General features: G+C 40.7%; 30 protein-coding genes. 7 read left to right on the forward strand and 23 right to left on the reverse strand.

The genetic code is table 11. The features are described from left to right. Positions 1-175: 175 nt before the first annotated feature. From V7783_RS08115 to dapA, 20 genes are all read right to left on the reverse strand, one after another. On the reverse strand, positions 176-1,405 hold the full coding sequence (locus tag V7783_RS08115) for a beta-ketoacyl-ACP synthase (RefSeq protein WP_335678289.1): 1,230 nt from the start codon (positions 1,403-1,405) through the stop codon (positions 176-178). Then, positions 1,405-2,130, reverse strand: a complete 726-nt coding sequence (gene fabG / locus V7783_RS08120) for a 3-oxoacyl-ACP reductase FabG (RefSeq protein ID WP_335678290.1) — start codon at positions 2,128-2,130, stop codon at positions 1,405-1,407. The genes V7783_RS08115 and fabG overlap by 1 nt, the downstream gene beginning before the upstream one ends. Further along, positions 2,127-2,582: an ApeP family dehydratase gene (locus tag V7783_RS08125; RefSeq protein WP_335678291.1), complete on the reverse strand. Its 456-nt coding sequence runs from the start codon at positions 2,580-2,582 to the stop codon at positions 2,127-2,129. The genes fabG and V7783_RS08125 overlap by 4 nt, the downstream gene beginning before the upstream one ends. Continuing rightward, positions 2,569-3,735, reverse strand: a complete 1,167-nt coding sequence (locus V7783_RS08130) for a beta-ketoacyl-ACP synthase (protein WP_335678292.1) — start codon at positions 3,733-3,735, stop codon at positions 2,569-2,571. Before V7783_RS08130 ends, V7783_RS08125 begins: the two co-directional genes overlap by 14 nt. Further along, on the reverse strand, positions 3,735-4,289 hold the full coding sequence (locus V7783_RS08135; RefSeq protein WP_335678293.1) for a DUF3261 domain-containing protein: 555 nt from the start codon (positions 4,287-4,289) through the stop codon (positions 3,735-3,737). The genes V7783_RS08130 and V7783_RS08135 overlap by 1 nt, the downstream gene beginning before the upstream one ends. Continuing rightward, positions 4,277-5,521 (reverse strand): NAD(P)/FAD-dependent oxidoreductase, encoded by a 1,245-nt coding sequence (locus tag V7783_RS08140; protein WP_335678294.1) that lies wholly within the window; start codon positions 5,519-5,521, stop codon positions 4,277-4,279. The genes V7783_RS08135 and V7783_RS08140 overlap by 13 nt, the downstream gene beginning before the upstream one ends. Then, the gene (locus V7783_RS08145; protein WP_335678295.1) at positions 5,518-7,755 is read right to left on the reverse strand and encodes an MMPL family transporter; all 2,238 of its coding nucleotides are present in this window, start codon (positions 7,753-7,755) and stop codon (positions 5,518-5,520) included. Before V7783_RS08145 ends, V7783_RS08140 begins: the two co-directional genes overlap by 4 nt. A gap of 1 nt (position 7,756) precedes the next feature. Then, positions 7,757-8,305: a LolA family protein gene (locus V7783_RS08150; RefSeq protein ID WP_335678296.1), complete on the reverse strand. Its 549-nt coding sequence runs from the start codon at positions 8,303-8,305 to the stop codon at positions 7,757-7,759. After that, entirely contained in the window at positions 8,305-8,730 is a 426-nt protein-coding gene (locus V7783_RS08155; protein ID WP_335678297.1) for an acyl-CoA thioesterase, read from the reverse strand. Before V7783_RS08155 ends, V7783_RS08150 begins: the two co-directional genes overlap by 1 nt. Continuing rightward, positions 8,723-10,267: an HAL/PAL/TAL family ammonia-lyase gene (locus tag V7783_RS08160; RefSeq protein WP_335678298.1), complete on the reverse strand. Its 1,545-nt coding sequence runs from the start codon at positions 10,265-10,267 to the stop codon at positions 8,723-8,725. The genes V7783_RS08155 and V7783_RS08160 overlap by 8 nt, the downstream gene beginning before the upstream one ends. A gap of 1 nt (position 10,268) precedes the next feature. Further along, positions 10,269-11,237, reverse strand: coding sequence for an acyltransferase (locus tag V7783_RS08165; protein ID WP_335678299.1), 969 nt, complete (start codon positions 11,235-11,237; stop codon positions 10,269-10,271). Continuing rightward, positions 11,237-11,974, reverse strand: coding sequence for a glycosyltransferase family 2 protein (locus tag V7783_RS08170; protein ID WP_335678300.1), 738 nt, complete (start codon positions 11,972-11,974; stop codon positions 11,237-11,239). Before V7783_RS08170 ends, V7783_RS08165 begins: the two co-directional genes overlap by 1 nt. Then, a complete protein-coding gene (locus V7783_RS08175; protein ID WP_335678301.1) occupies positions 11,971-12,333 on the reverse strand; it encodes an ApeI family dehydratase in 363 nt (120 codons plus the stop codon). The genes V7783_RS08170 and V7783_RS08175 overlap by 4 nt, the downstream gene beginning before the upstream one ends. Continuing rightward, the gene (locus V7783_RS08180; protein WP_335678302.1) at positions 12,317-13,675 is read right to left on the reverse strand and encodes an AMP-binding protein; all 1,359 of its coding nucleotides are present in this window, start codon (positions 13,673-13,675) and stop codon (positions 12,317-12,319) included. Before V7783_RS08180 ends, V7783_RS08175 begins: the two co-directional genes overlap by 17 nt. Next, complete coding sequence (locus tag V7783_RS08185) at positions 13,665-14,228, reverse strand: hypothetical protein (protein ID WP_335678303.1); 564 nt, start codon at positions 14,226-14,228, stop codon at positions 13,665-13,667. Before V7783_RS08185 ends, V7783_RS08180 begins: the two co-directional genes overlap by 11 nt. A gap of 10 nt (positions 14,229-14,238) precedes the next feature. Then, positions 14,239-14,484: an acyl carrier protein gene (locus tag V7783_RS08190; protein WP_335678304.1), complete on the reverse strand. Its 246-nt coding sequence runs from the start codon at positions 14,482-14,484 to the stop codon at positions 14,239-14,241. A 26-nt stretch (positions 14,485-14,510) separates the two neighbouring features. Beyond that, entirely contained in the window at positions 14,511-14,768 is a 258-nt protein-coding gene (locus V7783_RS08195; RefSeq protein WP_064665048.1) for a phosphopantetheine-binding protein, read from the reverse strand. Continuing rightward, complete coding sequence (locus tag V7783_RS08200; RefSeq protein WP_335678305.1) at positions 14,749-15,549, reverse strand: lysophospholipid acyltransferase family protein; 801 nt, start codon at positions 15,547-15,549, stop codon at positions 14,749-14,751. Before V7783_RS08200 ends, V7783_RS08195 begins: the two co-directional genes overlap by 20 nt. After that, on the reverse strand, positions 15,539-16,246 hold the full coding sequence (locus tag V7783_RS08205) for a beta-ketoacyl synthase chain length factor (protein ID WP_335678306.1): 708 nt from the start codon (positions 16,244-16,246) through the stop codon (positions 15,539-15,541). Before V7783_RS08205 ends, V7783_RS08200 begins: the two co-directional genes overlap by 11 nt. A gap of 107 nt (positions 16,247-16,353) precedes the next feature. Continuing rightward, positions 16,354-17,268, reverse strand: coding sequence for a 4-hydroxy-tetrahydrodipicolinate synthase (dapA, locus tag V7783_RS08210; protein WP_335678307.1), 915 nt, complete (start codon positions 17,266-17,268; stop codon positions 16,354-16,356). A 170-nt stretch (positions 17,269-17,438) separates the two neighbouring features. Here dapA and V7783_RS08215 point away from each other — a divergent pair, with 170 nt between their 5' ends. The 5 genes from V7783_RS08215 (at position 17,439) to V7783_RS08235 (ending at position 22,944) form a co-directional block, all read left to right on the forward strand. After that, complete coding sequence (locus V7783_RS08215; protein WP_335678308.1) at positions 17,439-18,092, forward strand: DUF6058 family natural product biosynthesis protein; 654 nt, start codon at positions 17,439-17,441, stop codon at positions 18,090-18,092. Between the two features lie 384 nt (positions 18,093-18,476). Continuing rightward, positions 18,477-18,782, forward strand: a complete 306-nt coding sequence (locus V7783_RS08220; RefSeq protein ID WP_335678309.1) for a hypothetical protein — start codon at positions 18,477-18,479, stop codon at positions 18,780-18,782. A 125-nt stretch (positions 18,783-18,907) separates the two neighbouring features. Beyond that, positions 18,908-19,855: an adenylate/guanylate cyclase domain-containing protein gene (locus V7783_RS08225; RefSeq protein WP_335678310.1), complete on the forward strand. Its 948-nt coding sequence runs from the start codon at positions 18,908-18,910 to the stop codon at positions 19,853-19,855. 2 nt (positions 19,856-19,857) lie between these two features. After that, positions 19,858-20,391: a Pycsar system effector family protein gene (locus tag V7783_RS08230; protein WP_335678311.1), complete on the forward strand. Its 534-nt coding sequence runs from the start codon at positions 19,858-19,860 to the stop codon at positions 20,389-20,391. Positions 20,392-20,496: 105 nt separating this feature from the next. Then, positions 20,497-22,944 (forward strand): SEC-C metal-binding domain-containing protein, encoded by a 2,448-nt coding sequence (locus tag V7783_RS08235; protein WP_335678312.1) that lies wholly within the window; start codon positions 20,497-20,499, stop codon positions 22,942-22,944. Between the two features lie 252 nt (positions 22,945-23,196). Here V7783_RS08235 and V7783_RS08240 read toward each other — a convergent pair whose 3' ends face one another. The 3 genes from V7783_RS08240 to V7783_RS08250 form a co-directional block, all read right to left on the reverse strand. Further along, entirely contained in the window at positions 23,197-23,439 is a 243-nt protein-coding gene (locus V7783_RS08240; RefSeq protein ID WP_335678313.1) for a hypothetical protein, read from the reverse strand. Next, complete coding sequence (locus V7783_RS08245; RefSeq protein ID WP_335678314.1) at positions 23,439-24,287, reverse strand: VOC family protein; 849 nt, start codon at positions 24,285-24,287, stop codon at positions 23,439-23,441. The genes V7783_RS08240 and V7783_RS08245 overlap by 1 nt, the downstream gene beginning before the upstream one ends. Before the next feature lie 209 nt (positions 24,288-24,496). Beyond that, entirely contained in the window at positions 24,497-24,781 is a 285-nt protein-coding gene (locus tag V7783_RS08250) for a hypothetical protein (RefSeq protein WP_335678315.1), read from the reverse strand. 223 nt (positions 24,782-25,004) lie between these two features. On the opposite strand from V7783_RS08250, the gene V7783_RS08255 reads away from it, so the two are divergent. Both V7783_RS08255 and ykgO read left to right on the forward strand, forming a co-directional pair. After that, a complete protein-coding gene (locus V7783_RS08255; protein WP_335678316.1) occupies positions 25,005-25,256 on the forward strand; it encodes a type B 50S ribosomal protein L31 in 252 nt (83 codons plus the stop codon). A gap of 2 nt (positions 25,257-25,258) precedes the next feature. Further along, on the forward strand, positions 25,259-25,402 hold the full coding sequence (gene ykgO / locus V7783_RS08260; RefSeq protein WP_149980141.1) for a type B 50S ribosomal protein L36: 144 nt from the start codon (positions 25,259-25,261) through the stop codon (positions 25,400-25,402). Positions 25,403-25,441: the final 39 nt, after the last annotated feature.

The raw sequence follows: 25,441 nt of genomic DNA on the forward strand, positions 1-25,441 counted from the left end.
CAAGCAGTTAGTTATAACTTAATTAAAGTGCCTTTTAATGCCACGCCATCCATAAGTGCACCTACCCACATTTATATTCAGTGCAGCTAATAAACTCACGTTTTTTATAATACGATTTTCTTTTGCATATATTTTATCTGCAAAACAGGACAATCTATCAGTAAACCAAAAAACTTTATTCACCCTGATAACGCTTAAAAATAAGTGAAGTGTTAATACCACCAAATGCAAAATTATTGCTCATTACATAATCAGTCTGAATTTCTCTACCTGAACCGATAATATAATCCAACGGCGCACATTTACTGTCTATTTCGGTCAAATTAATGGTTGGTGCAAACCAGTCATCCGTCATCATGTTAATACTAGCCCATGCTTCAATTGCCCCACAGGCACCTAGAGTATGACCTAAATAGCTTTTTAGTGAGCTGATAGGTTTTGCGCCCAAAGCATTAAAAGTAGCATGGGATTCAGCGATATCACCGCGCTCGGTTGACGTACCATGCGCATTTACATAACCTATTTTATCCGCAGATAGATTAGCGTCTTGCAGTGCCATCTCAATGGCCACTTGCATGGTTGCAGAGGTGGGCTGCGTTACATGTTGACCATCTGAGTTACAACCAAAACCAACCAATTCTGCAAGTATTGTTGCACCTCGGGCTTTAGCATGCTCATACTCTTCGAGAATAAGCGTTCCCGCCCCTTCCCCTATCACTAAACCATCACGCTCGCTATCAAAAGGTCGCGGAGTCAGTTTAGGTGTTTGATTTTTAGTACTGGTTGCATACAAGGTATCAAATACAGCGGCTTCTGTAACACATAGCTCTTCTGCCCCCCCTGCTACCATTACTTTCTGGCGGCCAAATTTAATCGCTTCATAGGCATAACCAATCCCTTGCGATCCAGAAGTACATGCAGAACTGGTGGTGATCACTCGGCCTTTAATACCAAAAAATACGCCAACATTAACGGGAGCAGTGTGCGCCATCATTTGGATATAACTGGTCGCTGTAACACCTGCCATAGATCCCGTTTCCATCATTTTTGCAAAGGCAATCAAAGGCTGGGTTGAACCTGTTGACGAGCCAAACGACACGCCAGTCGAGCCATCAGTTAAACTTGGATCATCTAATAAACCGGCCTGCTCTAGTGCAAGTTCAGTGGTGCGCGTTGACATAATAGCAACGCGTCCCATTGAGCGAACTTGTTTACGCGTGTAATGCGCCGGTTTAATAAAGTGAGTGACAGGAGCCGCTAGCCGCGTATTTAAATCAGGTAAATAATCCCAGTCAGATATTACTTGCACTGCGTTTTCACCGCGCTGTAACGCCTGTTTAAAAACGGGCCATTGATCACCTAAAGCTGTAATTGCCGACATACCCGTAACAACAACGCGTTTCATTAAACCATACCACCGTTAACAGAGATCACTTGACGGGTAATATACGCCGCGTCATCACTAATCAAAAAAGCCACAGTCCCTGCTACTTCCTGCACCGCGCCCATACGTTTTAGTGGGATCATCTTAAGCATTTCATCGATAGGTAAATCATCTGTCATTTGCGTATCAATTAAGCCTGGAGCAACACAGTTTACGGTAATCTTGCGTTTGGCAAGTTCAAGTGATAACGCTTTAGTTGCGCCAATAATACCCGCTTTTGCAGCGCTATAATTGACCTGTCCACGATTACCAGCAATACCAGATACCGACGACATAGTAACAATGCGCCCGCCTTTTCGCCCTTGTACCATTGGCATCACAGTTGGGTGCACAACATTGTAGAATCCTTCAAGGCCAGTGCGAATAACACTGTCCCAATCTTCCCCAGACATAGCCGGAAAAGCCATATCATTAGTGATCCCTGCATTACAAACCACGCCATAATATGCGCCGTGCTCAGCAATATCAGCCTCGATTTGTTGTTTGGCAGCGGCTCTATCACACACATCAAATTGTAATAGACTGGCATTTTTCCCTAGTGCCGTAATTTCATCACAGGTTTGTTTTGCGCTTTCGAGCCCAGTGCGACAATGCACCGCAATGTCGTAGCCATCCTCGGCTAAGCGTAATGCGATTGCCTTACCGATACCACGGCTTGACCCTGTTACTAAAATTCGTTTTGTCATTGTTGTTCTCTTATAAATTGCATTGGGTCTTGCGGTTGAAACACATTAATATTAGCTTCACATAATGCTGTGTTATTGTTTTTTATACAGCATTCAAACACACTTAACCCAGAATCTTCTTCGTATAACTTTGCAACTGTAATGTGTAATACTGAACCCATACTAAAAATTGGGGTATGCGTTTTGTATTTACGAGTGCCAATTAAAAAACCGATTTTAATCGCCTCTCCCTTGTCTTGTGCTAAGGCACCTGCATAAGCGGCAATTGCCTGTGCCATATATTCAGTACCAATATAACTTGGCACACCTTGCAAATCCTCGGCATAAAATGCACTAGTTGGCGAAATAGTTACTTCGCAAGTTGCGCTGTTTTGCTCATAACAGATAAGCTTATTGAGCAAAATCATAGGCGCACTATGAGGTACTACTTGCTCAATATTATAGTTGTTCATCAATAAGTCCTAGTATTACGCTGACATTATTACCACCAAATGCAAATGAATTGGACAAGCAATATTTTAGAGGTTTTATAAAGGGAGAGGTCAGCAAGGCAATCTCACCAAGAGCAGGATCTTTGTCACCGTTATTAAAAGGTAACGTAGTCAAGCAGTCATTCTTAATTAAGCTTAACCAACAAATTCCCGCTTCTATTGCCCCCGCAGCGCCTAGCGTATGGCCACTTAATTGCTTACTTGAGCTCACTGGCGTATTGTTGCCAAATACACGATTAATTGCAAGTGACTCCATTGCATCATTTTGCTGCGTGGCCGTACCGTGCGCGTTAATATAATCAATAGCATCAGCAGTTAAGTTTGCATCAATTAATGCCGCACACATCGCTTGCTCTGCGCCACTGCCATCAGGAGCAGGAGCTGATATATGATGTGCATCTGAACTTTCTCCCCCCCCTAAAAATGCAACAGCGTTACCTTGATTAGGTTTTTTACTCATCACAAATAACGCCGCACCTTCACCGATGTTAATACCACTTCGGTTAAGCGAAAACGGTTGGCAAACAGCATCACTTATAGATGACAGTGAGTCAAAGCCATTAACAGTCAACTGACATAAACTATCAATACCGCCGCATATCACCACATCAGCAAGATCAGCTAACAGTAATGCTCTTGCACTGATCATTGCTTTTGAGCTTGAGCTGCATGCCGTTGAAATGCTGTAACACGGGCCGGTTGCATTCAATTGCTTGGCAATATAATGCGCGGGAGCAACCAGAGTTTGGTCGTTATAGTTGTACTTTGGCGGCCAATGCCCAGCTTGTTTAAGATGAATACGAGCACGTTCACCCTCGTGAATTGATGCGGTACTAGTACCTATCACCACTGCAATGCGCTGCGCTGCAATATTAAGTTGTTCAAGGGTCGGCTTTATTTGTGCTAGGGCATCATCAATCAAAGTATGTGTGCGAAGTATCGCTGATAAAGGCAGTGTTTTAACCATGCCAACATACGTTTGACGGCCACCAAATGCTAATTCATCCGTTGCCGTTAGTGTATTAATATGTTGAGAATTTATACTATCGATGGTCTGCTGATGCCCTACCCCTAAGGCACTCACAATCCCTAAATCATTTAACCAAACCGGCATCACTGCTCAACCCTTTGAAATTGTATTTTATAATCGCGCTGATAATTAATAAGTTGGGTTACAGGCCCAGCAAAATCAATTGAGACTAATAGTTGTTCATCATTTATAACACGACGTTCAGTTGCACTGGCTTGCATAATTGCACCATGGAGCCTGTTATTTATCTCAGCAACCGGCCAATGCACCAGCATTATGTCCGCTAGGATATAATGTGGATCCACTCCGGCAATAGGCAGCATTTTTGTACTTTTGATTGGCGCACCCGGTGGCTTTTCTAAAATAAAAATAGGCATTCCTTGCGCTGTCATCACCACTAAATTTATACCTTGTTGATCATCAATACTTAATTGCGCAAGCAAACTATGTTGTTGATCCTGATGTGTAACTTGTAAGACTTGTTGCCAGTTATCAATTACCACTTGGCTGGGTGGATCTGCTAATTCAAGCGTCGTATTATCAGCTATCTCAACCACACTTTGCGGCGAAAACTGGGTAGTACATGCAGCTAACAACATCAACATGGTTAATGCAGCGGCGCGTATTATGACTGACATAAAGCCACCAATGTAGTGAGCCTACGTTCACTCTGTTTTACAAATGGGTTGTCGGTATCCCATGCATAGCCTGCGAGTATTGCACTGATCATTTCTCTAACCTGATGATTTTGCTCTGTATAGAAGATAACATCTTGAAAACGTCCATCGTACCAAGCACTGACATAGGTTCTAAAGCAGTCGACCCCCGCTTGTAGCGGCTCAGCATAATGCGTGACAAAATCAACGTTTTCACCACGCAGGTGTCTATCCACTAAAGGCGCAATTAAGGAAGCCGATTTAAGCGCAATAGTCACACCTGAAGAAAAAACGGGGTCTAAAAATTCACCCGCATTACCTAATAAGGCAAAGTTTTTGCCAACTAAAGATTTAACATTAGCCGAGTAACCACTAATACTGCGCGCTTCACCGATGGCTTTTCGGTTATTAAGCAATTGCGCTAAAAATGGGTCTTGCTCAATAAAGTCATTCAAACATGAAAGAGGCTCAGCATGTTTAATAAATCGACTCGGCTCTGCTACAACACCAATGCTAGCAGTGCCATCGCTAAACGGGATCAACCAATACCAGATATCTTTGTGAGTTGGGTGCACGTTAATTAATATTTTATTGCGGTCGAAATTATCATCAACAATGCCATCTTTAAAGTGACTGAAAAAAGCGCTGCGGGTAGGAAAATTTGACGGCTGTTCAAGGTCTAATAAACGTGGCAGTACACGACCAAAACCACTGGCGTCTAAAACAAACCGTGCTGATACTTTGTATTCGTTATGTTGCTGATCTTTTACCTGTAACTGGGCACCATCAGCCACGTTATGATAGGCAACAACCGTATGCTGATAACGAATTTCAGCACCATTTTGCTGGGCACCATCAGCAAGGCATTTGTCAAAATCAGCACGTTTGACTTGGTAAGTAGTCCCTGGGCCTTGGCTAAATTTCTCAGTGAAGTTAATACTGGCATGTTCACCACTGCGTTGAAAGGCAGCGCCATTTTTAAATTGAAAGCCCAATGGCGCGGCATTGTCATGCACACAATCAAGCAAGCCTGCTTGCTCTAAATACACCATACATTGTGGTAATAAGCTTTCCCCAATTGAAAAACGAGGAAACAGCTGCTGCTCTAGCACTAAGACTTTCCAACCACGTTTTACTAATAAACTGGCAGCAACTGCACCAGATGGGCCAGCACCGATGATCACCACGTCGTACTGTTGATTTTCCGTATTCACCTATTTTCCTTACTTTTAGGCACTGCTAATGTCAATGGCGCCAAAACAAAGATAGCTATCAGGCCAATCATAATTGTTAAACCAAAGCTATAAATTGCGGGAGTGATTGACATCGCTAACATGCCAAAGACCCACATGGATGAGGCCGCGGATAAACTGATCGCGATGATATTCTCTCGACTCAATTGATTTATTTGATAAAAAACAAGGTAATCGATAGACAAAGCCATTACCAATAAGCTACCGAGCAAATTAAATATCGATAAACTCCCCTGTACCACACTACATAACGATAAAATAATCGCGATGGTAAGCACTAGCACCGCGCTTTGTTTAAAAGCACACGTCAACCCAAAACGCCATGCGAACAAAAAACCAGCCAACACGATGGCGCAGCATAGAGTAATAAGCAGTGAATGACTATAATGTGTGAGGCCTTCGCTAAGTAACGCCACTTTATTGTACATCAGTAGTTGCGGATCGGCGGATGCAAATGCGGCTAAAACACTCTCCGACACATCCGTTACCATAAACCAACTTGCTGCAAACTCATCGCCTTTCATCACTTGTTGTTTAATGAAAGGCGCTAAAGGCGATGTCAGCAATGTATCCAGCGTTAACATTTTTGTAGATGCCGTAAATGGCTGTCCGGACATACTTTCTGAGGCAGCAAACACGCCTTGATTTTGCTTTGCTTTGACAAGCGCGCTATTGTGCTCTTGCATTGCCCTGCTGGGTAATAAATCGCTGAGTACATTAAGCTTTGCATCAGGTGAGCGTATCTGAAGCGCAGCTTTAAAGGTTGTTAATTGCTCAAGCAGTGCTTGTTCATTATCAGCAAACATGATCATAATACGACCATTATCTCGCCCTAGTAATGATAAATGAAAAGCTTCATTTTCAATCAAAGCTTGCGGACTTGCATTTAGCAAACGAACATCATTATTTAAGCTAATTGGTGAATATATATAGCAAACGATGAGCAATACAATACTGCCTGCAACTGCATAACGGCGTAATTTCACCCATCCGAGTAAGATAACTTTTAGCTTATCAGCAATACTAATTATTGGCGCTGCAATAATAAGTTGATGCTGCCATTGTTGCGTAATGAGTAACGTACACAGCCATGCACTAAACAGCCCAGCCACAACAAATACGCCCACTTGAGCAAGCAACAACATGGGCGAGAAATATAAACTTGCATAACCAAGCGACGTTGTCAGCAAGGACAAAAGCAGCGCTAATTTTAAGCCTCGGCTGTAACCTTTTTGCTCGCCACTGGACAGATCCAACATGCCATGAAACGAATAATCTATAGCAATACCAATAAGTGTTACCGCAAATACTAAAGTAAGGATATGCACTTGTGCGAACACAGCCAGTAATACCGCCGCGCCGCCTAATATCGCACTCACTACAGTTAATGAGGCAAGCCATAGGGCGACACTTGAACGAAATACCCACACAATCATAGTGATCAACGCAAGCAGGCTCAATGTACCAAATAATGTCATTTCATATTTAGCTTGACTGGCATTCGCGCTGGTATGAAATACCGCTCCTGAATAACGTACCTTTGTATACGGAAAATCCACAGCTAATTGTTGTAACTGTTGCTTAATGCTTGTACTAAGTTGCTGCGCTTGCTCAATACCAAAGGCATTATCCTTTATCTGCGCAAATAGCAGGTAATACTTGGCATCTTGATAAGATACCGTTAAACGATTTTCTTCGAGGTTAAAGGTTTGCAGCTTTTGCATTTGTTCAGTTAAAAAACTAGCAAGGCTTAAACTTGCATCGAGGTTGATAGTGGCACTGACGAATGGATCGGCTATTTGGCTGAGCTGTTGATAATAAAAAGTGCTAAAGGTGTTTGCAGTTTCAAGTGCGTCGCGATAGTCTTCACTGAGTAAACGTCCGGCGTAGGGAGCATAAAACTGGCTTAAAGTGTCAATTTTCGGCATATTAAAACGCGCAGGGAAATCGTTATCAATAAGCCAATTGTTTAGCCTATCATGCACTTGCTCTGCATTTTCACCAGTAATAGAAAACATCACTTGTTGTTTATTATCTGCAAAAAAATGCGCTTCAACACTATCAATACGTGTATCCGATTGAGGCATTAGCGCTAAAATATCGCTGTCAATGCGCGGTTTTTGCAAGACAATCACCGCGATTAACAATAACGCTAACCCTGATAACCAAGCAAATGCACTCAGCCAACGAGTCACTTTAATTTATTTCCGTAGCGTCAGTTGTTGAACCATTAACCGGTGCTGTATATTCAAAATGTATAATCGTGTAGTTATTGTTGTGTTCATTCAAACGCACCTGTTGCACATTACCATCTAGCGCACACAGCTGAAAACTGACGAACAACTGACTTAATAGCTGATCTTTTGGCAGCAACAGCGAGCAACCTGCTTGTGTGTCATTAGCGATCGTAAATTGCTGCTCTAAAGCGCCTAAGTCATGGGTGATTATTGCCTGCAGTAAATTCACAAAAGGAGCCGCTCCCGGTTGTATCACCACATCGCCTTGAGAGTCTTCTACATACACTTGGCCATTTTTAATCAGCAATGTGCTAGTAATTGGTTTTGTTACTTGCCATTTCAGTTGTTCTGGCTCAAGCACAAACACGCCACTGGAAATAAAGGGTTTTGAAAAGCCTGCAAAATATTTTTCTTGGCTAAACTTCCCTGCTTTATCAAGCGGCTGTTCGGATGCTGAAATCACTGTGGTTAATAAACAGCCTAGGCAAACTAAAAATAATCGTATCATCAGATGACCTTATGCAGTTTTTCACTTATTACCGCTGGAGATACATATTGCAATTCATGTGTTTGCACATCAACGGCCACCTGCACAGTGGTTGCTTTAGTTAGCTTTTGAGCCGTTTGGCAATCAGTGATCACATAATCAATGCGTAGCCGTGTTTCATATTCTTTTAAATAAGCATCAACACGTATTTTTTGACAGAACACCGCAGAGCTGACATATTTTATCCGCATATCAACAATTGGCCAGGCATAGCCTGACTCTTTCATTTGAATATAGTCATAATCAAATAAACGCAGTAACTCACAACGTGCAACTTCAAGATAGCGAGCATAGTTTCCGTGCCATACTACATTCATTGGATCGCAATCATGAAAAGGAATATCAATTTCAACATGAGTGCTCAGCAGCGCACCTTTACTATTCATATAAGCTCCAGCGTTTTCTCTGAATTGCATCAACCGTAAACCTTAGCACACTTTCTAATGGACGGTCTTCATCAAGCACTTCAAAGTAGTCGCAAATATCGGTATACATCACTTGTACGTCTGTTGTTAAGCTTGAATAATCAAGTTCATTTTGAGCAATTCGCAATCGCAGTGCTTGTACGCTCGCAAGTAATGTACTGGCAACCACTTGCTCTGTTAATTGTAAAATACGTAAACAATCACGGGCAGCAATGGTGCCCATACTCACTTTATCTTGATTATGACATTCAGTAGAGCGCGAAAATACACTCGCTGGCATGGTTAATTTAAGTGCTTCTGCGGTGTAAGCGCTAGCGCCAATTTGCACCGCCTTAAAACCATGGTTGATATAACGTCTTTCACTGGTGCTGGCAGATAGATTTGACGGTAGACCATTGTTGTAACGTGTATCCACTAACGAAGCAATTTGTCTATCGGCTAAATCAGCTAAATTTGCAACAGCCGTTTTCATGCTATCCATTACCATAGCAATATGACCACCATAGAAATGCCCGCCATGTAGAACATGCTCACCTTCACCGTCAATGATCGGGTTATCATTGGCCGAATTTAGCTCATTTTCAATCATTTGCCTAAACCAAGGTAAGCTATCCTGCACCACACCAATGACATGAGGCGCACAGCGGATCGAATAGCGATCTTGCAAACGGTCTGCATTTCTCGGATGCTCCACATGGTTTAAATCGCTGCGGATCCAGCTTGCTATTTGCTGCTGACCAGGGTGTGGTTTAACCGAAAATAAAATATCATCAAAGTGATGACTATTGCCTTTTAAAGCTAAACTAGCAAAAGCAGTAATACGGCTGGTTAATTTAGCTAAATAGGCACTACGGTCATACGCTAAACAAGCAAGGGCTGTCATCACCGCCGTGCCATTCATCACAGCAAGTCCTTCTTTTGGTCTGAGCGTTAACGGTGTTAAACCCAGCTCTTGCATCACACTTAAACTGTTGCGAATTTCGCCTTTATAAAATACATCACGTTCACCGACCATTGCTCCTGCAACGTATGATAATGGCGTTAAATCACCACTGGCACCCACAGAGCCCTCCTGCGGAATGACAGGAACAATATTATGATTTAAATACGCCGTCAGCAGGTTTAGCATATCCCAACTAACACCCGAGTATCCTTGCGATAACGACGCTAAACGGGTTGCTAAAATTGCCCGTCCCTGCGCCACATTAAACACATCACCTAAACCACAGCCGTGGAATCGTGTTAAATGCAGTGGTAATTCATCAACCAATGCCAATGGTACTTTTACTGTAACCGAATCACCGTAGCCTGTCGTTACGCCATAGATCACACCGTCTTCTTTTAATAATTGATCTAAAAAAGCCACTGCACTGTTGATTTTACGTGCCAACTGCTCATCACCAGAGAGTGCAACAGCTCCCTGCTCTAGGGCAATATGCACTATATCTTCAATTGTTAAACGCTGATTTCCAAATACTGTAGTAGCGAGATCCGACACCTTACTTCCCCTTCTTTTGGTCACGGATCACAGTGTGATCATTTTGCCAAAAATCATAAAAATTAAACCATTGATATGGATACAAAGCCGTATAATGAGCAAGACGCGCTGCATAATCCGAAATAACTATTTGTAATGCATGCTGACGTGTTTTACGTGGTAAAACGAGTTTGTCTGCGTATTTTTCAAATACAACACGGTAGTACAAGCCTTTTTGTGCGTTATGATCTTTTAAACAAAACAAAAAGAATACCGGGCAATCAAGCAATGCAGCTAAAATAAACGGCCCTTGTGAAAAAGGCGCAGGCTTACCTAAAAAGTCACATTCCATCACCCGCCCTGCGCTCGTGGTGCTGGTTCTATCACCCACGATCACCACAATTTCACCTTGCTCTACTTTTTCTTTTAACAAGATTGCAATATCAGGGCCCAAATCGGTCACTTGGATTAAATTAACGCTTACAGCAGGATTGATACGCTTAAGAATTTTATTAAATTCAACCGCATGGTGAGTAAAAACCAGCACATTAATACGTTTACTACTGCGGTGCTGGCTAAGCGCACGACACACTTCGAGATTGCCAAGGTGAGAGCCTATAAACACCGCACCTTGGCACTGCTCATCTAATTGCTTATACAAAGCTTCATTTGTGTACACGATATCTGATTGCTTGATGCGATTAAGCCATGCATCAATTTTATCAAATGCACTATTGGCAAATGACCGAAAGTGGCGAAAACTGTCACGCCAAGACGCCTGTTTGTTTACACCATTGTAGTGATTAACTTGAGTTAAAAATTGCAGTGAGGCTATACGCGCCGTTTTCCCGCTGAGAAACAAATACAACAACACAGGAAATAATACTATCCACAAACCTTTGCGGCCAAGTAATCTATAGCTCAACAGCAAAATTTGCATGCCAAGCTGATTACCACGCTCTTGCATTTTTGACCAATGCTTTACTGCCATCAGGGCGCTACCTTACGCCAAAGTAATTTAGGAATACGCACTAACATGCCAAAAAATAACCGTGTGTGTAACCAAGAAATGCCAATATTATCGTGCAATGCGCGAAAATGAGACACGCCATCTTCAGGGTAAATCACTTGAGTTGGAATAAATGTAACGCGCGCACCTTGCCAATATAAACGCACTAAAATCTCGATATCAAAATCCATCCGCGTACCTAATGTACGCTTGTTCATTAGTTGCTCGGTTTGTTGCAGCGGGTAAACCCTAAAACCACACATAGAGTCAACAATGTCAAAACTCAGGGTTTCAACCCAGACCCAGAAATGAGTGATATAACGGCTCAAATAACGATGTTTAGGTACTGAACTATCATAAATTGGGCAGCCACTCACTACATTGTCGGGGGCTTTTTCACTGGCGGCAATCAATTTGCTAATATCGTTTAAACTATGTTGGCCATCTGCATCAACTTGTATTGCATGACTAAAGCCATTTGCAAAAGCGTAACGTAAACCCGTTTGCACAGCGCCCCCTTTGCCTTGGTTTTCACTGTGGGTCAGTAAGGTCAAAAACCGGTAACTTTGCCCAAGACTCGCAAAGAGTTGTTTTGCATCCGCGTCGCTGCCATCATCAATCATAATGATGGGTAACGATAATTCGCCCAATTCGCTTAATACTCCCGCAATCGCATTAGTATGATTATAATTAGGGATAACAATACAATAGCGATTCATGACGGTTGCGATGCAAATACTAGCCTGCCACTGGCGTGTTGGCCTTTATCAGAGTGATAACTGAAAATACATTTACCGTTTTTATTGCGTTCAAGCGTCAAGTTTACTGTCATATTCGCCGTGGTAACAACTTGAAATTTAAGTACCTCTACATCATGTACGGTGTTTGGAAATGCTAAATACTGCTGCGCAAATTTTACAGCCCAATCTAACTGTACAACACCCGCAAGAATCGGAGCGCCTGGGAAGTGACCTCGAAAATAATCAATATCTGCACTGATGTATAACGCCAAACTGACTTTATCTTCTGACTGCGATAACACAGTGACATCTGGCTGAGTGTTATTCAGGCTTTGCAAAGTACTGCTCCATGGTTTTTATATGTAACTTAGCTTGGCTATTATAAGGCAGTGCTTGAATATAGCGCCATTTACGAGGCAAACAAACGCGCTCAAATCGACTCGATAAAAAATTAATCAATAACCGATTTGTCGCCAATTTACCCTGTGAATCTAAATGTTGCTGGCCTGCTGCACTAAGTACAACTAGCGCACCAATTTGTACGCGTTTAGCTGGCACAACCAGTAATTTAGCTTCTTGCACCCATTCATGCTTAATTAATTGCGCTTCTAATTCATCCAGATTTAGCCGCTTTTCTTCAATTTTTATGGTGCGGTCTAAACGGCCTAACAGATGAAATTGACCATTACTAAGCAATTGTGCAGTGTCATCTAACGGCACATTTTTTTGTTGTAAAATATACGAGTTTAACAACAACCTACCATGCTCATTCAGTGATAATTGATTACCCGAAAATGGCTGCCATGGCGTGTTGATTGACGCATCAAGTACTTGACGATAGGCAATACCACCGGTTTCGGTGCTGCCATACACTTGAGTAATTGGTCGTTGAAGCTGCTGGTAAAGTGTTTGTGAATGCTGATTATTGAGCGGCCCACCCGATGAAAATAGCCATTGTAGTGAGGCTTTTTGTGTCATTAAAACGTTATCAATGCATAACCTCGCCAATTGCGCAGGGCTAGATACTAAAACAGCTTGCGGACACGATTGCAGCTTTTGCGCTATATGTTCGGGGTATTGCAGCTGTGTGCTATCAATTATGTGGCCATTTGCTAAAGGCCATAACAAACGAAATAGTAAACCATAAATATGCTGATGCGACACTGTTGAGATAAATGTAAGCCGACCTAACAACTCAAAACTTGAACTCAACACCATCAACTCGCGATTGAGAACATGCCATGATTTGACAATCGGTTTTGATTGACCTGACGAGCCCGAAGTGTAAAACACCACCATCGCCTCGCTAGGCCATGTCAGTGCCGAACTCGATGGGTTTACAACTTGTGGCTGTGTCTCAATATTCAGCAGCTCATCCGTAAATAGTAAATTACTATCGTCACCGCAAAAAATAGCACTTTGTTGTAAAAAGATTTGCAAGGTTTCCGGTAGACCATTGGGAGGCAAAATAACAGTATGGCCGCGGGTGGCCAGTGCAAACAAGCGCACTGCAAACTGATAGGTGTCGGGATGAAATAGCACCACCTGACTGGCTGGCTTTAACTGCTGTAATTTACTTTGAAAATGCTTAATATCAGCGACAAACTCGCTTTGCGTGATCAGCTGCTGGTCAACAAAAAATGCAGCCTTGTCATCAAATTGTATCGGCCTAACGGGCATTGTTTCTTACCTTTTGTCTAACTAACCACTCGATTGCCATGATCAGTCCGATCAGAATATAGGCAATCAAACCATTATACAGCGTCCATACCGATAACGATGCGTATAAGCTCGTATAAAGTGCTGTACCAGCATTGAGAATAAAAAAACCACACCACACTTTAGTAACTTGGCGAGTATAACGAATGCCTGTGGCATCTAAGTCTGGCTCACGAATACGTGCAAAGCTTTCAATTACTGGTGGCCCATAACGCAGTGAAAAAGCAAACGTAATGGCCATAACTGTATTTATAATTACAGGATACAAACGTAAGCCAATCTCAGTGCTTTGCCACGTAGAGATAGTTAATGCTATCACCGCCAGCACGCTCGCGGGTATTAGCCACGGCATACGTTTTAGTAATTGACGACTCACTAATAAACGAATAATAACTAAAGCAATCAGTATCATGCTGACATATTTTACAGACGTATATTGCAAACCAAAATACACAATAAATGGGTATAAAGTTAAACATACTAACGCCAGCGTAATACTTATTGCCTTGAGCATATTAGCGCGCCTAGATAACTAGTTTTTCAACTTCAGTAACAACATCTCGCACAGTTCTAACTTGCTTGAACGCGTCTGGATCAATCTTTTTACCGGTGATTTCACGCAGTTTCACCACTAAGTCAACGGCATCTATGCTGTCCAAATCTAAGTCTTGATAGAGGTGCGCATCAAGATTGATATCATCGGCATCAATCTCAAATTCCTCAACTAAAATGTTATGTAAAACATCATAAATATCTGCTGCCGTTTTCATGCTTATTCCTACTTCTATTGTGCGTATTAAGATCTGTTATTTTCAATAAACTCAGCCAGTGCATCAACAGATGCAAAGTGTGCTTTTGTTTGTTCTGAGTTAGCATCAATTTTGACGTTAAATTCTTTTTTTATCGCAAGACCTAATTCTAGTGCATCGATACTATCAAGCCCTAAACCATCTACAAACAGAGGTTGATCATTTTCGATGTCTTCGATTGTCATATCTTCTAAATCTAAACTGCTAATAATTAATAGCTTTATTTTATTTTTTAATTCGCTCATAACGCGTTAGTTCCTCTGAAAAATAGTCTTGTAGTTGACGAGTCAAATACCGTGCTTGCATTGACGGTGGTTCGTCATTTAAATCATTATTATTGTTAAATTCTAGTGATGTAAATCTCATCATAAAATGGGCTCGCGTAGCCGCTACTTTATACCATGGCGTACCTTTAGTGAGGGTACTTGGCTGCATTTTTATAAGTACACAAGAAACTGATGCTTGACACCTGAGTACGATATTCGCTGCACCGCGCTTAAATTTTAGCCCCGTATTTGGCTGCGTGCGCGTGCCCTCTGGAAATATAATTAAATTATTACCCGCAGCTAACGATGCTTGGCATTCAACTAATAACCCCTGCGGGTCTTGATTGCTAATATAACCGGTACTTTTTATTACGCCACGCATAAATAGGTTTTTAAATAAATGAGCTTTAACAACGCAATCGGCGTTTTTAATCACCGAAATCAGCACAACCACATCAATCAAGGATGGATGGTTTGCCAACACCAGCTGACCTTTTAAGTTAGCAAAACGTGCTTTATCTTCCACACTAAAGTGGATCACACCAAGGTTGTGCATCATAGCGACAAACGCTTTAAAACAATAGTGCACCGTTAGTCTTGCTTGGTATTTTCGTTTATCTTGTGATGACTCAAATAACCTTTGTAGCGGTAACACCAGTATTGTTAAAACGACACCGCCAAAACCAAATAAGCTAAAGCACAATCCAGTGGCAAAAATTCGCCAAACATAATTTACTTTATCAACACAATTACTCAGCATGGAACGTTAGCATCCAGGCACGTTGATTATTAAATAAGATAGTTTCTGGTGCTTTGTTTAATAATGCAATGGCAAATTGGATACTGATTGGCAGCAACTGATTGGTATCTTCAGTTGCCTGATACTCAATAGGCTCAAGTAAAAAGTAGCTCTGCTCTGCTTTTGCTAGGCTAAGTGATAGGGCTATACAGTGATCAACCTGTAATTCATCAGCAAAACACTGATATTCAGCGGGTAAGGCTCTATCTGCATGGCAGATAATGATCTGCTCACATAATTGCGTGTGTAAACGAGCATAGCTATCAATCAATGCGCTAATGATACTGTCATTACCACAGGCGATCGCGTTCATTGGCGCTGTATTGTTATTCAAAATGGAAAAAATACCCACTGCGGCATTGTGAACACTTAACCCAAATGCAGTCGGAGAAAGGGGATCATCAGTGCAGATAGCATCAAGTAAACCTGAAGTTTTAGAGAGATCGCCATGACGAGAAGAAAAATTAATAGCCTGCGTTTGCGCACCTTCAATGTCATGCATGCAGTGTAAAGCCATTTTCATAAACTGGCTTAAACGTCTGCGCTGCATAGGCGCAACCCAACTTAAATTTAGGTCTTGGTGAGGAAGAGATTCGAGTCCACTAATTTGCTGCTCTGGCGCAATCCATACACTAAAATTATCAACAACAAATTTCACAGGCTGATTGGTCTTATTACTCTAAAAGGCGTGCTATTTTACCTATTACTCGACAAAATGCAAAATTTTGGTGCTTAACCACAGCGAAATTAAGCACCCATTCATGTTTAGAGTAAAATAACGTCTTGTTCAACAAGTTTAGTTGCGTGTTGCCCAATAATGTCATGCTCTTCACGTTGATTGATCAAAGCTATGCCCTGCGTTTGTTGCTGAGCATTAAGTGGCACATACGGCAGTCTAAATACCGGCTTAACAGCACCTGTCATCATCAAGGCAGTATTGATCGCGATAGGATTTGGTTCGCAGAATAGCCAATTCATTAATGGCTGTAACGAGCTGTTTAGCTCATCATTTTTTGTATCCATTAATTGGCGAAACAAACCCGGAATTAAATTAGATGTAACCGAGATCACACCATGCGCTTTGTAAGTGTGACGAGCATCGTGCGCTTCGTCATCATTACCAGACCAACACGCAATCCCTTGTTGTTCGTAGTGGTTAATACGCTCATTACCACCACATTCTTTTACACCAATAAAGTTTTCATGTTGCGCTAAAGGCTCAATAATATCAGGGGTTAAATCTTGACCAGTGCGCCCTGCTACGTTGTAAATAAACGCAGGCCCTATTGCCAGTACGCGCTTAAAGTGCTCTTTAACACCCGCAATTGAAGTACGACCATAATACGGGTTAATTTGCAGCGCTGCATCCATACCGCTGGCAAAACCATATTCAGTGGCTTTAATTGCCTCTCTGGTATTATTGCTACCGGTATTACCAACAATAATAAGCTTATCTGAATACTTATTAACGCTGTGCGCAATCAGCATTAAATGCTCTTCCCAGTTCATTAACTGGCCTTCGCCCGTAGTACCGCCAACGACAATACCGTCAACACCTGCGGCAATTTGTTGTTCAACTAAAAAATCATAGGTGGCTAAGTCAATTTCACCACTGGTTAAATACGGGGTTTTGATCGCGGTAATAAGGCTTGCTTGTTTAATTTGTTCTAGACTGCGCATAAAAAATTATTCTTAAAAAAACTTGCCGTAGTTGTAACATAAAAGTAGTCGTTTTCCGAGTCTTGCATGATTAATTAATTAAATTACTTGTGTTGTTAAGTGGCTTAGTCCAAAATAAATAACTGTATAAATAAACAGTATCTTTATTTTTTAACTTTGAGTGCACTTTTATGCGTTTATCACGATTTTTAGCAACCCACTTTTATCACAGCGAAGAGTTGTGTCAGGCTCTAGCAATTGATGAAGATACATTATTGCACTGGCAAGACAGTGGATTATTCCCTAAACCCAGCTATTGCATTAAAAATCAATTAAGTTGCAGCTCATTTTCTGGCCTGTATGAATGTGAAGAATACGACGACTACTACCCTAGAGGCTGTGTTAACTGGGGGCAAGGGCTTGCCAAACAAAAAATCACTTCATCGAGTCATGCCTTTGATTATTTTGCCCAGCAATACATGACCGCACTAAGCAAACTTGCCCAGCAAGGATTTGAATTTAGCGACGAGTTATTTGGCTGTGAAATAGAAGAACACCTGCAACAAGTGTGGCAACAATTTTTATGCAGCAAATACGGTTCATTAACGCAAAACGGTCTAATTGACGAGATAGTCGCTGTTGATATTGGTCGCCTAATCGTTGACGACATCACCGAGCTGCGTACCAAGGCCTGTCTAAATCAAGATGAACGCACACGGCTCCACCCCGCCATGAAGCTATTAAATCGCGCACTAAGCCACGGCGCAGAGCATGAAAAACAACAAACCCTACGTAGCCGCTATATCGATGCACTGGTGCTTAAATATGATTTGTCGGTTAAGTGAAGAAAAAAGGTTATAGGTTATAGGGGCTAGGTTCTAGGTAAAACAATAGTGCCACATCACAGCTTCGCATAAACGTAATCGAAATGTGGTGATTTTTAAGAGTAGTGTAACCAAACTTACTGAATGAGTACTTTGAGCGAGAAGCAGACACTGAAAAAGTTAAATTTATTCCTGTGTTTTGAGTAGAAATCTAATTTTGTCCAATAACATTATTAAACGCCGTTTTGGGGCAAAATAACATGCTTAATTTCTAGCTGTTTTAATTACTTGTTTACAAAGGTAATTATTGGTGAAATTATCATGGTATGTAATATACGCCGTTTTGGTGTGTTATAAACCACCACAATGGTGCTCAATAAGCTGTTATATGCCAAGGAAAGTATCGTGACAAACGAGAAGCAAGTTGACTGTTGTGAACACGGAAAACAGCAGGCGACATTTGTTTGTAATCACATTGTTGAGTCACTTCACGACGTAACTCCTCGTGGTTTTTGGTGGGCAAATGATTCTGAAAATCCAAGACCAGATGCATGGTGTTCTGAATGCGAAGAAAGGTTAAAAGTAAATGGCGGCGATTGGAGTGAGGAAATCGAAGAACTAGCTCATATTCGTTTGCTTTGCGGCATGTGTTATGACAACGCAAAAAATTTAAATTTTGCTTCACAACAGAAGTGGTGGAAGTTTTGGTAAAGGCATATAACAAGTTGCCTAAGTTCGCCGCAAAAAGCGCGGCTGGGACAAATACTCACTGGGCTTCGCCCAACAACGTTCGCATTTGCCCCTTGGCAAAGCGTTATGGCTATTGAGGGATTTTTGTGGCGTTAATAGATTTTTTGAGAGAGCTAGATGAAGAGGTCCAAGCAGTAAACTCGTCTAGTTTTGAAGTTGAAATTATAGAAACGAACTTTGTTCCTTCATTATCAGACACAAGTATTACTTACGATAATCTCGATACGCAAAAGAAAAAATGTAAACTCCTTGAGAGCTGTGTTTTATACGTCGATATTCGCGGTTCTGCAAAAATTAGCGCTGTGAGAAGGCCTAAAACTCTAGCTAAAATGTATTCCAGCTTCGTAAGAACAATGCTGGCATGTGCTCGTTACTACGGAGGTCACGTAAGGAATATTATTGGCGATAGGGTAATGGTTGTGTTTGATAAGCAAGACTGTTTTACAAAAGCTGTAGATACAGCAGTTTTAATGAATAGCGTTTGTAAGCATATTCTAAATAATAGAATTAAATCATTTGAGTTTAGTGCTGGGATAGGCATTGATTACGGCAAGATGCTCATAACTAAGTCTGGTGCTATTAGGCAAGGTGACGAAAAGGAGTTTTACCGCAGTCTAGTATGGCTTGGGAAACCAGCCAATACAGCGTCGCGACTTACAGATCTCGCCAATAAAACTGAAAATTATTCAATCCCTGCGATTCATCAAGGTAATTATTATCCGTATTTAAGAGATTGGCATTGGCAATCTAAGCCCTACGAACAGTTTATTAATGACCTTGAGGAAACAAGCTCTAGAATGCTAAGGCATAAAGATCAGCATTTTCATACGTTCTTTAAAACCACTATCTCTCACAGTGAATCACATAGTCCAATACTAATGACTAAAGCTGTTTATGATGGTTATAAGTCAGCTAATCCAAATGCGGATTCGATAAAGAACGGGTGGTTTTCAAAAAAATCCATTAACGTAAGAGATTATAGTGGTGATATTTACGGTGGTAATGTGATTAAAACTGCGGTGGAAAATATTTAGCTATGAACAAAGAAAGAATAGATTTGCTTGAAAGCACACTTAAACAAGTAGTTGACTGGCTTAAGTTTGCAGAGGCTAAAAATGGAGCTCTAGTCGCCGTAGGGTGTGCAACAATTTTTGGAGTGCTGAGACTTTATTCGTCCTTCTCAATGGAAAGCGCCTTAGTTGCATTATATGTGGCATCCTTCGCTATATTTGTTGCTGCTGCGATAGTTATATCACTTACTTCCTTTATACCTAGGGTAAATCCACCATTCTGGATAAAAATGCCTAGTAAAGAAGAAGGAGATAATCCCCTATTTTTTGGCCATGCTTGCAAGTACAGCAAAAGAACGTACCTTGAGCTATTTAATCAATATAGTGAGTTGGACTCGCATATAGAGTCCCAATTAGAGCTGGCTTTTTGTGAACAAACTGTAAACAACTCTAGGGTATCGTTTATTAAGTACCAAGTGTTTAGTGTTGCTGTATTTTTGTTCTTAGCTGGTGTTTTGACCCCCCTTGGAGCGCTTGTTTTGTATTGGGTGCGAGAGTGAGCCATAACAAAGCACTGCTACGGAAAATTTACTCGCTGGCGCTCATAAATTTCCGCAGAGCGCGGCGTTATACGGGCATCTTAAATCCCTAACTGTGAGCATCTCATGAAAAAAAATAAACAAGTAAAACCAGATGAGTATCTTCAAGCTGGACCTTTAGAGATGGCTAGATTTGGTGATAAAACCATTTATCAGTCTAGTTTTAATGAAAATCAATTTGTAGACTTCCAGAAGAAATTAGCTGGTGATTTTGATGACATTGTAATTCAGATTGATGAGTTGGTAGATAAAATTTCGTTGATGGTTAGTGAGCTTCCCGCAGAACAAATATTACAGCGAGCGTGGACTGAAATGTCTATGCAACATATGGAGATAAAGTCAGAAGTTGAAACCAGTTCAGATAATGTTCTATCAGTAAGAATGCTCGACTACTTACAGAGTGTTATTGTATCAATCTCTCCGAATTCGACATTAAAAACGGAAGTATCTGAAAGTGATTGGATTGAATTAAACAACGCAGTAGAAAAACTATTTAATTTAATTAATTGTAATTACCACATTTGTCATACTGCAAAAAGAAAAGCATTAAACCCTGATATAGACATGGACGAAGAAGAGTTCTATTTCAAAGCGCAAATGTATTGGTGCAATGTTCGTGGTGAACGATACCATCAGTTTCAAGAAGCTCATTTGTCAGACCTTTTGCTAACTCACTCAAGTGTAATTGAGGAAAATTTTGGAATAAGTACCAAGGAGTTGATTTCTGAATTAATGAAAATACAGGATTCATTAATGTATGGCATGGGGAATGCAATTAAGGATATGCAGTTGTTTCAAAAAGAAACTATGGCATGTGCAGAAGATAGAATTTTACAAGGAGTAAAGATTGAGAAGGAAGAGAACTTAGGAGAACTCCTTAGATTAGTTATTCATGAAAATAACTGGGATAGTCGCAATGAAGATATTTGCGGGCGGTTAATGGGGCTTGATTTATTTGATGTTGCTAAAGTAACTAATATTCCTGAGAAGTTGCTTTCATCACTCTCTTTCAGTCGAGGCGAAGATAAAGAGTTTTTTTCTGAAGGTGAGTATCGAGGTTGGCCATTAAGAATATGGCCTGTGTTTAAAAAGCCTTTTGTTAAGTTAAATGGTAGGTATTATTGCTTCGATCTAAATAGTCTTTTTGACAATTTCTATAGGGTTATGCAAAGAGTTATATTTTCTCATGCTCCTCTTTACAAGCCTGACTGGAATGAGAAACAAAAGAACATTTCTGAAGAACTCCCATTTAAATACTTAAATAAACTTATTTCGGGGTCTCAAGAGTATCGGTCTGTTTATTATCGATCAGGTGTTGGTAAAAAAGGTAGGATGGAGTGGTGTGAAGCTGATGGATTGGTTAGCTATGATGATCATTTATTTGTTATTGAAGTAAAAGCTGGTGCTTTTACTTATACTTCCCCAGCAAATGATCTTCCTGCTTATATTAAATCAATAAAAGGATTAGTCCTAAGCCCGTCACAGCAGGCACAACGCTTTGTTGATTATTTGTTTAGTGAACCGTCTGTTTCGATTTATGATGAAAATCATAAGGAAATTGGTGTTCTTTCTCATTCTGATTACAGGAAAATAACAATTTTACCTGTCACTCTTGATAGCTTTACTGAGATTGCAGCTCAGATACAACATTTGAAGTCTATCGGTATTGAAATGGGTAAAACCCCTACATGGTCTATATCTATTGATGACCTAAGGGTATATTCGGACGTTTTTAATAACCCACTTATATTTTTACACTTCTTAGAGCAGAGAATGAATTCATTTCTATCTGAAGTGATTCAAACTGATGATGAACTCGATCATTTAGGAATGTACCTAAAACATAATAATTATGTTTCTTATGCAAATAGTCTTAAAGACACACCTGAAACAAGGATTAATTTCCACGGTTATAGATTAGATGTAGATAATTATTTTGCTGATAAGCTTAATGACCCAGAGCTGGCTTCTCCACTTAACCAAAAAATGCCTATGCGTTTAATGGAAATAATAAAAGTATTATCCACCAATCAACAGAGAGGTAGAACTCGTATTTCGAGCTTTTTACTAGACTGTGCTGAAAAGTGTAGAAAAACTATTATTGATAATATCGATTTAGTGTTAGTGAAACAAAGAGAAACTCAACGTTCATTTCCACTTTCACTATATGGCGATGTTAAGTTAACAGTATTTTTCTGGCAGGAATCATGTTTCCCTCGAAATGAAAAGTTTGTTTTAGAGCATTCTCGTTCGGCCATGCTTGCTGTAAATGATACCACTAGATTGGTAATCGAGTTATTCTATTCTGATGAATTCATACTCGAAAAGGTTGAATGGAGTGATATATCGATAGATGAAATCCCAAGCTTGGAGATGGATAGGTTAAACGATTTAGCGAATGATTTAAAAAAATCTAGAATTCGGAAAGCAGGTAAACTGGGGCGTAATGATCCATGCAGCTGTGGTAGTGGCAAAAAGTATAAAAAATGCTGTATTGACTTGAATCTTTCGTGATATCAGCCCGCGGAACATGGGGTCGCGTCTTGCCTTTTGCCATTTATTTTTTGAATGACCGCTCATGGCACATTCCAGCCTTTTATAGACAGGAAGTAATGGTGTGCTTCGTCCATTAACAATAGAACTGTCATGCGGCGAAAAAACGACAACTTTTTTTTGAGGTTTGCAGTCAGGCCTGCTTGTGAGGGTTATCAAAGCATATTAAAAAAGCCTCAAATGAGGCTATATAGATAGTTATTACAATGGTATTTAACGGCGACGGGGTTGTGGTCTTGTTGTCGGTCTCGGCCTTGTATTACGTGGAGGTCTTACGACCGTTACGTTATTATAGCGCGGGTAACCTGCACCATAATACATAGGGTATCCATAGCCTGCTCCGTAACCTACACCATAACTGACAGAGCCACTCACTTGAGTGTTTTCGCAGCCTGATATGCCAATTGTTAAAAACGCCAGTGACAACGCGGTGATCGCTATTTTAAATAATTTCATTATTCACCTTCCTGTTCAGTAAGACCTAAAAGCGCACCATTAGGATCGGCAATAATGGCAAGGGCTGCACCGGTTGGCTGATAAATAATCTCAGCACCGTTTTGTGTTGCTTTGCTGAGTGTCTGAGCTAAATTGCGCACTGTGACAAAATTGACCCAACGATCACGTTGTTCAAATTCTGCTAGTAAATTAACAATGCTGGCTTGGACTGCTTGTTGCTTAACAAGGTAAAAACTGTTGGCTGTATTGGCAATTTTTTCTACACTAAAATCAAAGGCTGCTTGATAAAAATCAGCTGCTTTTTGAGTATCAATACTAAATAGTTGCGCCCAATCCCATTTATTACTTATATTTTGGTGAGCTTGGTTTTGTTCATCTAAATCAAGAAAGGCAATAATGCCGCCTTGTGGATCCGCGATTACGGCACGTTTGCCATATAAGGCAAAGTCATGTGGTTTAAATATCACAGTGGCATTATTGGCAGCCGCTTTATCAACATTTACTTGTACATTGTCTGTACCAACGCTACCTATCCACAGCGCACTTTCTGTTTGATTACGCTCTGTTGGGCGTTTGATCACCCCTGCAATGGGTTGTTTGCCGTCATAAAGTAGGTGATAACGCGCATCAGCGTCGCCAAAGTGCTGCTCAGTCCAACCAAAAGTGGTGGTGTAAAAATCTAACGATGCTTGTACATTACCGGTATACAAGTCAGCCCAAATAATTTTACCTTCAGTACTTTGCGTAGTTGTTGTTACATCAGCTGGCGCAGAAGCCGCGATAACAGAGGAGTTGGCAAAGAGTATAGACATGCTTGCCGCCATGCAAAACGTTGTTATTTTTTTCATTAATGAATCATCCTTTTTAAGATGATTCTACGTTAATTTTTTCACAAGTCTATAAGTACTTGATGTTCAATGAAATGCTTATTTGATTAGTGTCAAGCTATCGTAAAGTAGTCTAAACAGCACAGTTGCCTATGCCCTGCTTGATAAGCAAAGAGTGAAAATTGCATACTCTAAATTGACTCAGCAAATTTATCTAGTTAGCAAATAAATTACTCTTGATGTTCAAACTGGCCGCGATACACTTCAAACACCTTTAGTACCGTATGCTGTGCTTTATTTAGACCATCAAACCACGTATCAAATACGTCATCATCGTCTTGTTCACTTAATGCTAAATATTGCGCAAGTAATTCCACAATATCGTTATGTGTGCAACTTAACGGATCTATTTGTTGTGCCAACACACTGTGGTCGCGTGTGCGTAGCGTTTCCATCACACCTTGATCAATTTCTTGGCGTTGTTCAGTGGTATGTTCTTGAGTGGTTTCATTCATGATTATTTGATTCCTTAACCCGGTTACAAGTTATTTATAACAGGCTAATTATCAATAGCTAGTTTTTTTGAACTGACTGCTGTTTTTTTAGCTAAGTTGCACAAATTAGCATCATCTTTACTATTTTTCTGTTGGCTCAAAATAGTATTTGCAAAGAATTCCTATTTGCTTTAAATTATCGTTATAATATCACATAACGTAAATATACAGTAAAAGGCTTTTTATGAAACCTAATATTCACCCCGATTACCAAACAGTGGCCTTTCATGACACGGCTGCCGATAGCTACTTTATTATTGGCTCAACCATTAAAACAGATCGCACCATTGAGCTTGATGGTAAAACTTACCCTTACGTCCCTATCGATGTTTCAAGTGATTCGCATCCATTTTATACCGGCAAACAAAAATCAGTATCTACAGATGGTCGAGTTGCCGCCTTTAATCGTCGCTTTAAAAACTTGGGGAGCAAATAAATATGAAAGTACTGAGCTCATTAAAAAGTGCAAAAAACCGTCCTGGTTGTCAAATCGTCAAACGTAAAGGTCGCGTATTTGTGATCTGCAAAGACAATCCACGTTTTAAAGCAGTACAAGGAATGAAAAAGAAAGGCAGGAAATAAATCACTGATGTGACAATGTGCGCCTATTGTTAGGCGCAC

Origin of the sequence: Pseudoalteromonas sp. (genome assembly GCF_036960685.1) — a bacterium.
In the GTDB taxonomy this organism is placed as follows: domain Bacteria; phylum Pseudomonadota; class Gammaproteobacteria; order Enterobacterales; family Alteromonadaceae; genus Pseudoalteromonas.

Coding starts and splice junctions, on each gene's coding strand:
- V7783_RS08115 (WP_335678289.1), bottom strand. CDS start 1,405: ATGAAACGCGTTGTTGTTACGGGTATGTCGGCAATTACAGCTTTAGGT.
- fabG (WP_335678290.1), bottom strand. CDS start 2,130: ATGACAAAACGAATTTTAGTAACAGGGTCAAGCCGTGGTATCGGTAAG.
- V7783_RS08125 (WP_335678291.1), bottom strand. CDS start 2,582: ATGAACAACTATAATATTGAGCAAGTAGTACCTCATAGTGCGCCTATG.
- V7783_RS08130 (WP_335678292.1), bottom strand. CDS start 3,735: ATGCCGGTTTGGTTAAATGATTTAGGGATTGTGAGTGCCTTAGGGGTA.
- V7783_RS08135 (WP_335678293.1), bottom strand. CDS start 4,289: ATGTCAGTCATAATACGCGCCGCTGCATTAACCATGTTGATGTTGTTA.
- V7783_RS08150 (WP_335678296.1), bottom strand. CDS start 8,305: ATGATACGATTATTTTTAGTTTGCCTAGGCTGTTTATTAACCACAGTG.
- V7783_RS08155 (WP_335678297.1), bottom strand. CDS start 8,730: ATGAATAGTAAAGGTGCGCTGCTGAGCACTCATGTTGAAATTGATATT.
- V7783_RS08165 (WP_335678299.1), bottom strand. CDS start 11,237: ATGGCAGTAAAGCATTGGTCAAAAATGCAAGAGCGTGGTAATCAGCTT.
- V7783_RS08170 (WP_335678300.1), bottom strand. CDS start 11,974: ATGAATCGCTATTGTATTGTTATCCCTAATTATAATCATACTAATGCG.
- V7783_RS08180 (WP_335678302.1), bottom strand. CDS start 13,675: ATGCCCGTTAGGCCGATACAATTTGATGACAAGGCTGCATTTTTTGTT.
- V7783_RS08185 (WP_335678303.1), bottom strand. CDS start 14,228: ATGCTCAAGGCAATAAGTATTACGCTGGCGTTAGTATGTTTAACTTTA.
- V7783_RS08190 (WP_335678304.1), bottom strand. CDS start 14,484: ATGAAAACGGCAGCAGATATTTATGATGTTTTACATAACATTTTAGTT.
- V7783_RS08195 (WP_064665048.1), bottom strand. CDS start 14,768: ATGAGCGAATTAAAAAATAAAATAAAGCTATTAATTATTAGCAGTTTA.
- V7783_RS08200 (WP_335678305.1), bottom strand. CDS start 15,549: ATGCTGAGTAATTGTGTTGATAAAGTAAATTATGTTTGGCGAATTTTT.
- dapA (WP_335678307.1), bottom strand. CDS start 17,268: ATGCGCAGTCTAGAACAAATTAAACAAGCAAGCCTTATTACCGCGATC.
- V7783_RS08215 (WP_335678308.1), top strand. CDS start 17,439: ATGCGTTTATCACGATTTTTAGCAACCCACTTTTATCACAGCGAAGAG.
- V7783_RS08230 (WP_335678311.1), top strand. CDS start 19,858: ATGAACAAAGAAAGAATAGATTTGCTTGAAAGCACACTTAAACAAGTA.
- V7783_RS08235 (WP_335678312.1), top strand. CDS start 20,497: ATGAAAAAAAATAAACAAGTAAAACCAGATGAGTATCTTCAAGCTGGA.
- V7783_RS08240 (WP_335678313.1), bottom strand. CDS start 23,439: ATGAAATTATTTAAAATAGCGATCACCGCGTTGTCACTGGCGTTTTTA.
- V7783_RS08245 (WP_335678314.1), bottom strand. CDS start 24,287: ATGAAAAAAATAACAACGTTTTGCATGGCGGCAAGCATGTCTATACTC.
- V7783_RS08250 (WP_335678315.1), bottom strand. CDS start 24,781: ATGAATGAAACCACTCAAGAACATACCACTGAACAACGCCAAGAAATT.
- V7783_RS08255 (WP_335678316.1), top strand. CDS start 25,005: ATGAAACCTAATATTCACCCCGATTACCAAACAGTGGCCTTTCATGAC.
- ykgO (WP_149980141.1), top strand. CDS start 25,259: ATGAAAGTACTGAGCTCATTAAAAAGTGCAAAAAACCGTCCTGGTTGT.